The following is a 6,185-nucleotide window of genomic DNA, read 5'->3' as shown; positions in this document are numbered from 1 at the left end:
ACGCTGGGCAGCGTCAGCGGCAGCTCGTCCAGCACGGATGCCGGCCGGTCGGTGACGCTCAACAGCATCGGCGGTGGTTCCTCCGGCTTCGGCAGTTCCAGCAGCGGGCTGGGGGGGAGCAGCCTCCGGGGCGGGGTGGGGGGCGGGTTTGGCGGGGGGCCCGGCGGCGGGCTTGGGGGCGGGGGCATCCGCATCGGCGCGGGCGGGCTGGGCGTCGGCGGCGTCATCGTGGTGCTGCTGGTCTCGATGGTGCTGGGGGTCGATCCCACGGTGCTGCTGGGCGGCGGCGAGCAGGGAGACCGGACCACGGCGGAGCGCACCCAAATCGGCGAGGCCGCCCCGCGCAGCCAGGCCGACGACGAGCTGAAGCGCTTCGTCTCCGTGGTGCTGGCCGACACCGAGGACACCTGGCAGGGCCTGTTCCAGCAGATGGGGCGCCAGTACCAGGACCCGACGCTGGTGCTGTTCACCGGCACGGTGTCGTCGGGCTGCGGCCGGGCCCAGGCGGCGATGGGGCCCTTCTACTGCCCGATGGACCGCAAGCTCTACATCGACCTCGGCTTCTACCGCGAGCTGCGCGACCGCTTCCAGGCCCCGGGCGACTTCGCGCAGGCCTATGTCATCGCCCATGAGGTCGGCCACCATGTGCAGAACCTGCTGGGCATCTCCGACAAGGTGCAGGCGGCCCAGCAGCGGGCGGGCGGCCAGGCCGAGGCCAACGCCCTGTCGGTGCGGCTGGAGTTGCAGGCCGACTGCTTCGCCGGCATCTGGGGCAACCACGCCAACCGCGACCGCAAGATGCTGGAGCCCGGCGACGTCGAGGAGGCGCTGACCGCCGCCAGTGCCATCGGCGACGACCGTCTGCAACGTCAGGCGCGCGGCACCGTCAGCCCCGACAGCTTCACCCATGGCAGCTCCGCCCAGCGCGTCCGCTGGTTCCGCACCGGCCTGGAAAGCGGCCGGCTGGAAGCCTGCGACACCTTCGGCACGGACCGGCTGTGAGAGGATGAAGGGCCGGGAAGAGGCTTAACCTCCCGGCCCGCGCATGAGCCGCAGATAGTCGAGCACGCGGGCGGTGCGCCAGTCGGGGTCGGCCCAGCAGGCGCCTTCCCGGGCGCGGCGGCAGGCGGCGACCGCCTCCAGCCGGGGCTGGCCGGTCAGCGGGCGCAGGTCGGCGGGGATGGCGGGAAGACAGGCGCCGGCAAGGTCGGCGGGCGGGGCGGGGCCGGTCTCCAGCCAGCGTTCGGCCTGTTCGAACCTGTCGCGGCACATCAGCGCGATCATGTAGTCGCAGGCCGATTGCAGGCCGGGCGCCAGCCGGCCGGGACTGACCGACAGCACCGGCAGCAGCGGGGCCAGCGTCGGCGCCAGATGGTTGGCGTAGAGCGTCGCCCCCCAGTAACGCTCCGCCGTCTGCCGGAAATGGTCGAGGTCGCGCACCGGCACCAGACCGGACTCCGCGACGGGCAGGATCTCCACCTTCGGCTTGGTGACCACCACCGTGTCGTTCGACACGTCGACATAGAGCGCACCGATCTGGAGCGCGTTCTGGAAATACTGGCCGCGCAGGACCCCCCAGACGCTGTGCAGAACGCCGCCCCCCTCGACGAAGGCGCGCAGCGCGCGCTCCACCGGGCCGGCCGGCTGGGCCAGACGCTGCGACAGGCGGGCGAAGAGGTCGCGGGTGATCTCTTCGCAGCGGCCATAGGGATAGGGCTTGCCGCCGGCCGGCGGCAGACCGGCGAGCGCCCGGTCGCTCTCCTCGCGCAGGTCCATGAAATAACCGAAGAGGACTGCCGGGTCGCCACCCAGATGGAGAGCGGTCAGCGCAGACTGGCGGTCGTCCACCGGAGCGATCTGTTGCGGAAGAAGGGGCGGATGTCGGGCTGTCATGGCAGATCGGGTCTGGGCTGGCAGGTTTTGGGCGGGCGGCGTCCGGGGAGGTTGGCACCCTTGCCAGTCCCGGCGCCAGAGTTTCCGATCCCCGGCTCCCATGGACGGGTCTTGCCGGCGGAACGGGGGGTTGCGCAAAGCCATCCCGCCCGTCACACATTCGGCTGCCGTCCGTGGGACACCTGTCCGGGCGGTCCAGTCCTTTCGAACGGAACGGCACGATGAGCACAGCGGACACCCAGCCCGACATCCAGGCACCCGACATCCAGTCCCTGGAAAGCGCCTATCGCGGCCGCAGCGCGCGGGTGGCGGTGGTCGGGCTCGGCTATGTCGGGCTGCCGCTGGCCCTGGCGCTGACCGGGGCCGGCTTCACGGTCACCGGCTTCGACATCGACCCGGCCAAGGCGGCGGCGCTGAACGGCGGACGCTCCTACATCCGGCAGATCGCCGACGAGCGTGTCGCGCAGGCGGCGGCGACCGGGCGGTTCCGGGCGACGACCGATGCCGACGCATTCGCCGCCTGCGACGCCGTGATCGTCTGCGTCCCCACCCCGCTGTCGCCGCAGCGCGAGCCGGACCTGAGCTTCGTCGAGGCCTCCACCCGCCTGATCCGCGACCGGCTGCGCAGGGGCCAGCTGGTGGTTCTGGAATCGACCACCTGGCCCGGCACCACCGACGAGGTGATGCGGCCGATCCTGGAGGAGACCGGGCTGGCCAGCGGCCGCGACTTCTTCCTGGCCTATTCGCCCGAGCGCGAGGACCCCGGCAACATCACCTTCACCACCAGCACCATCCCCAAGGTGGTCGGCGGCGACGACGAGGGCGCGCGCCGGCTGGCGGTGGCGCTCTACGAGCAGGTAGTGCCACAGGTGGTGCCGGTGTCGGGCACGCGGGCGGCGGAGGCGACCAAGCTGACCGAGAACATCTTCCGCTCCGTCAACATCGCCCTGGTGAACGAGCTGAAGATCGTCTTCGAGCCGATGGGCATCGACATCTGGGAGGTGATCGAGGCGGCGAAGACCAAGCCCTTCGGCTTCATGCCCTTCTATCCCGGCCCCGGCCTGGGCGGCCACTGCATCCCGATCGACCCCTTCTACCTGACCTGGAAGGCGCGCGAATACCAGATCTCCACCCGCTTCATCGAGCTGGCGGGAGAGGTCAACACGATGATGCCGCGCCATGTGGTCGACCGCCTCGCCCTGGCGCTCGACCGGCAGGCCGGGATCGGGCTCAGCCGGTCGCGCATCCTGCTGGTCGGCATGGCCTACAAGAAGAACGTCGACGACAGCCGGGAATCGCCGGGGCTGCGGCTGATGGAGATGCTGCTGGAGCGCGGGGCCGCGGTCGAGTACCACGACCCCTTCATCCCCGTGCTGCCGGTCACCCGCGAGCATGCCGCACTCGCCGGCCGCCGGTCCGTCGAGTGGACGGCGGAACGGCTCGCCGGCTTCGACGCGGCGGTGATCGTCACCGACCATGACGGCATCGACTGGCAGGGCCTCGCCGCCCACTGCCCGCTGGTGGTCGACACCCGCAACGCCATGCGCGCCGTCGAGGGTTTCGCCGACCGCATCGTGAAGGCCTGAGGGCGGGGCCGAGCCGCAGACGGTTGCAACAGCGTGGAACGTGCCGGGCGGCGGCGTTCCATCGGCAGGGCCAACGGCGGCGGCGGCTGGAACAGTGTGGAACACGCCGGACGCTACCGTTCCATCCGCCGGGCGGGCAATGGGTCCGGCAACAAGGTCCGCGGCGGGGCCGGATGGAACGCTATGGAACAGGCCGGGCGCCGCCGTTCCATCCGGCAGGAAAATCCCCCTCCCATGCCCTGGCGCAGGCGATCCTGAAAAGGTGGGAGGGGGAAGCATGGCGTCGGCTCCGCAACAATGGGTCCGACGCCATCATATAGGAATTTTCTCCGCGATGGCGGCGCTCAATTCAACGGAGCGCCGCCCGGAGGGATGGACTCACATCTCCTCTTCGCCGCCGAAATCGCCCCAGCCGCTGTCCTCGACCGTCTGCTCGACATGGTCGGTGGCGGCGGTGGCAGCATCAGTGGCGGCGGTGGCGGCCTCGCCCGCCATCGCCTCGCCGCCGGAGAACATGCTGGAGAGCGCGCTGCCGATCAGCATGCCGCCGGCCACGCCGGCCGCCGTCTGCATGGCGCCGGCCATGAAGCCGCCGCCGGCCCGCGGCTGCTGGGCATAGCCGGCGACGCGCGGGTCGCCATAGGTGGGCGTGCCGGATGCTGCCGGCGGACGGCCCCAGGGCGAGCCGGCCGGCATGGCGGCCGAGGGGGCGGCTGCGGCCGGGGCAGACGCCGGATATGAGGGCTGCGGAGCAGGACGGCTGCTGCCGCCGAACAGGCTGCCGAACAGGCCGCCACCACCGGACTGGGCCGGGGCGGCGGGAGCGGCGGCCGGGCGCTCGCGCAGCTGGCGCTCCAGCTCCTCGTTGCGGCCCTGCGAGGCGGCGAGCGCCTGCTCCATCATCACGATGGCCTGCGCCATCAGGTAGGGGGCGGCCGGCTGGCGGGCGATCCGCTCGCGGATCAGCGCCTCGGCCTCGGGATCGCGCGGGCCGGATTGCGCCTCGGCCTGATGCAGCTTGGCGAACAAGTCGTCGATGATCTGGCGTTCGGTGTGGTCCATGGCGATGCTCGTCTTCATCAAAAGGTTGGGAATGAGGCGGGGGAAGACTTCAGGGTCTCGGCCCTGGCCCCGGCGCCGACGCCCCGCAGGCGCACCAAGCCGACCGCCCGGAGCGGCGGCAAAGCCGTGCGGCGCGCCGGAGAAGCGGCGCGTTGGGGATTAAGGTCGGAAGCGGGGAATGCCGGAGGCCGGGGGCGTTGTCTCAGGGGCAAGGGCATCAGTCCCTCCAAGTGCGGTCACGCCCGTCGGCGCAAGAGCAGGTGAAGAGATCCGACATCGCGACCACGTCTAAGTCGCCAGAGGGGCCCGGATCCGGTTGTAGAGCACGTGGCCCCGTTCCGGCCCGCTTTCAAGACACCCCGCTTGCCTTTTCCTTTCAGAAGAACATATTGCGAACACCGGAAAGGAAGAGGGAAGCCATCACGGTGGATGACGCGCTGCTCGACAAACTCGAGATCCTGGCGGACGCCGCAAAGTACGACGCTTCCTGCGCCTCGTCGGGGGCGAAGCGGCGGACGGGCGGGCCGGACGGCATCGGCTCGACCACCGGGGCCGGCATCTGCCACGCCTATACGCCGGACGGGCGCTGCGTCTCGCTGCTCAAGATCCTGCTGACCAACTATTGCCTGTTCGACTGCGCCTACTGCATCAACCGCCGTTCCTCCAACGTGCGGCGCGCGCGGTTCAGCGTGGAGGAGGTCGTTCAGCTGACGCTGGGTTTCTACAAGCGCAACTGCATCGAAGGGCTGTTCCTGTCCTCCGGCATCATCCGCTCGCCCGACCACACGATGGAGCAGCTGATGCTGGTGGCGCGTACCCTGCGGCGCGACCATGGCTTCGCCGGCTACATCCATTTGAAGACGATCCCGGAGGCCAGCCCCTGGCTGATCGAGCAGGCCGGGCTGTGGGCCGACCGGCTGTCGATCAACCTCGAACTGTCGTCCGACCGCAGCCTGAAGGAGTTCGCGCCGGAGAAGGACGGCAGCTCGATCAAGGCGGTGATGGGGCAGGTCGGCGAACGCATCCTGGAGGCCAAGGAGGAGAAGCGCCGCTTCTCCCCCGCCGGCCAGAGCACCCAGATGATCGTCGGCGCCGACGCCTCCACCGACCTGTCGGTGCTGGAGACCAGCGACACGCTCTATCGCCGCTATGGGCTGCGCCGGGTCTATTATTCCGCCTTCAGCCCGATCCCGGAGGCCAGCTCCGCCCTGCCGGCCAAGCCGCCGCCGCTCCAGCGCGAGAACCGGCTGTACCAGGCCGACTGGCTGCTGCGCTATTACGGCTTCACGGTGGACGAGATCGCCGCCGGGGGCGAGGGCGGGATGCTGGACCTGGGCATCGACCCCAAGCTGGCCTGGGCCCTGAAGAACCGCGAGCGCTTCCCGGTGGACGTGAACAGCGCCGACCGCGAGATGCTTCTGCGCGTGCCGGGGCTGGGGGCGCGGGCGGTCGACAAGATCGTCGAGGCGCGCCGCCACACCACCCTGCGGCTGGAGGATGTGGCCCGGCTGTCGTCGGGGCTGAAACGGGCGCGCGCCTTCCTGATCGCCGCCGACCACCATCCGGGCGGGCTGACCGACCGCGCCGATCTGCGGCAGCGGCTGGTGGCGCCGCCCAAGCAGCTCAGCCTGTTCTGAGGGGCTG

Annotated in this window: 5 protein-coding genes; 3 read left to right on the top strand and 2 right to left on the bottom strand. The window is 70.7% G+C overall.

Annotation, left to right across the window (positions count from 1 at the left end):
- The first annotated feature begins 3 nt into the window (after positions 1–3).
- Positions 4–1,002 (top strand): KPN_02809 family neutral zinc metallopeptidase, encoded by a 999-nt coding sequence (gene ypfJ / locus GBZ48_RS32180; RefSeq protein ID WP_246307605.1) that lies wholly within the window; start codon positions 4–6, stop codon positions 1,000–1,002.
- 24 nt (positions 1,003–1,026) lie between these two features.
- On the opposite strand, the gene GBZ48_RS32175 is transcribed toward ypfJ, so the two are convergent.
- Positions 1,027–1,848 (bottom strand): hypothetical protein, encoded by an 822-nt coding sequence (locus tag GBZ48_RS32175; protein WP_343049757.1) that lies wholly within the window; start codon positions 1,846–1,848, stop codon positions 1,027–1,029.
- Positions 1,849–2,114: 266 nt separating this feature from the next.
- Here GBZ48_RS32175 and GBZ48_RS32170 point away from each other — a divergent pair, with 266 nt between their 5' ends.
- On the top strand, positions 2,115–3,479 hold the full coding sequence (locus GBZ48_RS32170) for a nucleotide sugar dehydrogenase (RefSeq protein ID WP_174474735.1): 1,365 nt from the start codon (positions 2,115–2,117) through the stop codon (positions 3,477–3,479).
- 378 nt (positions 3,480–3,857) lie between these two features.
- Here GBZ48_RS32170 and GBZ48_RS32165 read toward each other — a convergent pair whose 3' ends face one another.
- Positions 3,858–4,541 (bottom strand): DUF2076 domain-containing protein, encoded by a 684-nt coding sequence (locus tag GBZ48_RS32165; RefSeq protein WP_174474734.1) that lies wholly within the window; start codon positions 4,539–4,541, stop codon positions 3,858–3,860.
- Positions 4,542–4,966: 425 nt separating this feature from the next.
- On the opposite strand from GBZ48_RS32165, the gene GBZ48_RS32160 reads away from it, so the two are divergent.
- Positions 4,967–6,178 (top strand): putative DNA modification/repair radical SAM protein, encoded by a 1,212-nt coding sequence (locus GBZ48_RS32160; protein ID WP_174474733.1) that lies wholly within the window; start codon positions 4,967–4,969, stop codon positions 6,176–6,178.
- The last annotated feature ends 7 nt before the right edge of the window (positions 6,179–6,185 follow it).

The organism is Azospirillum melinis (assembly GCF_013340935.1).
GTDB lineage: Bacteria > Pseudomonadota > Alphaproteobacteria > Azospirillales > Azospirillaceae > Azospirillum > Azospirillum melinis.
This window is presented reverse-complemented; position numbering and strand designations above follow the sequence as displayed.

Bases quoted from the DNA above. Each gene is read 5' to 3' on its own strand.
- GBZ48_RS32170 (WP_174474735.1), top strand. From the start codon at position 2,115: ATGAGCACAGCGGACACCCAGCCCGACATCCAGGCACCCGACATCCAG.
- GBZ48_RS32165 (WP_174474734.1), bottom strand. From the start codon at position 4,541: ATGGACCACACCGAACGCCAGATCATCGACGACTTGTTCGCCAAGCTG.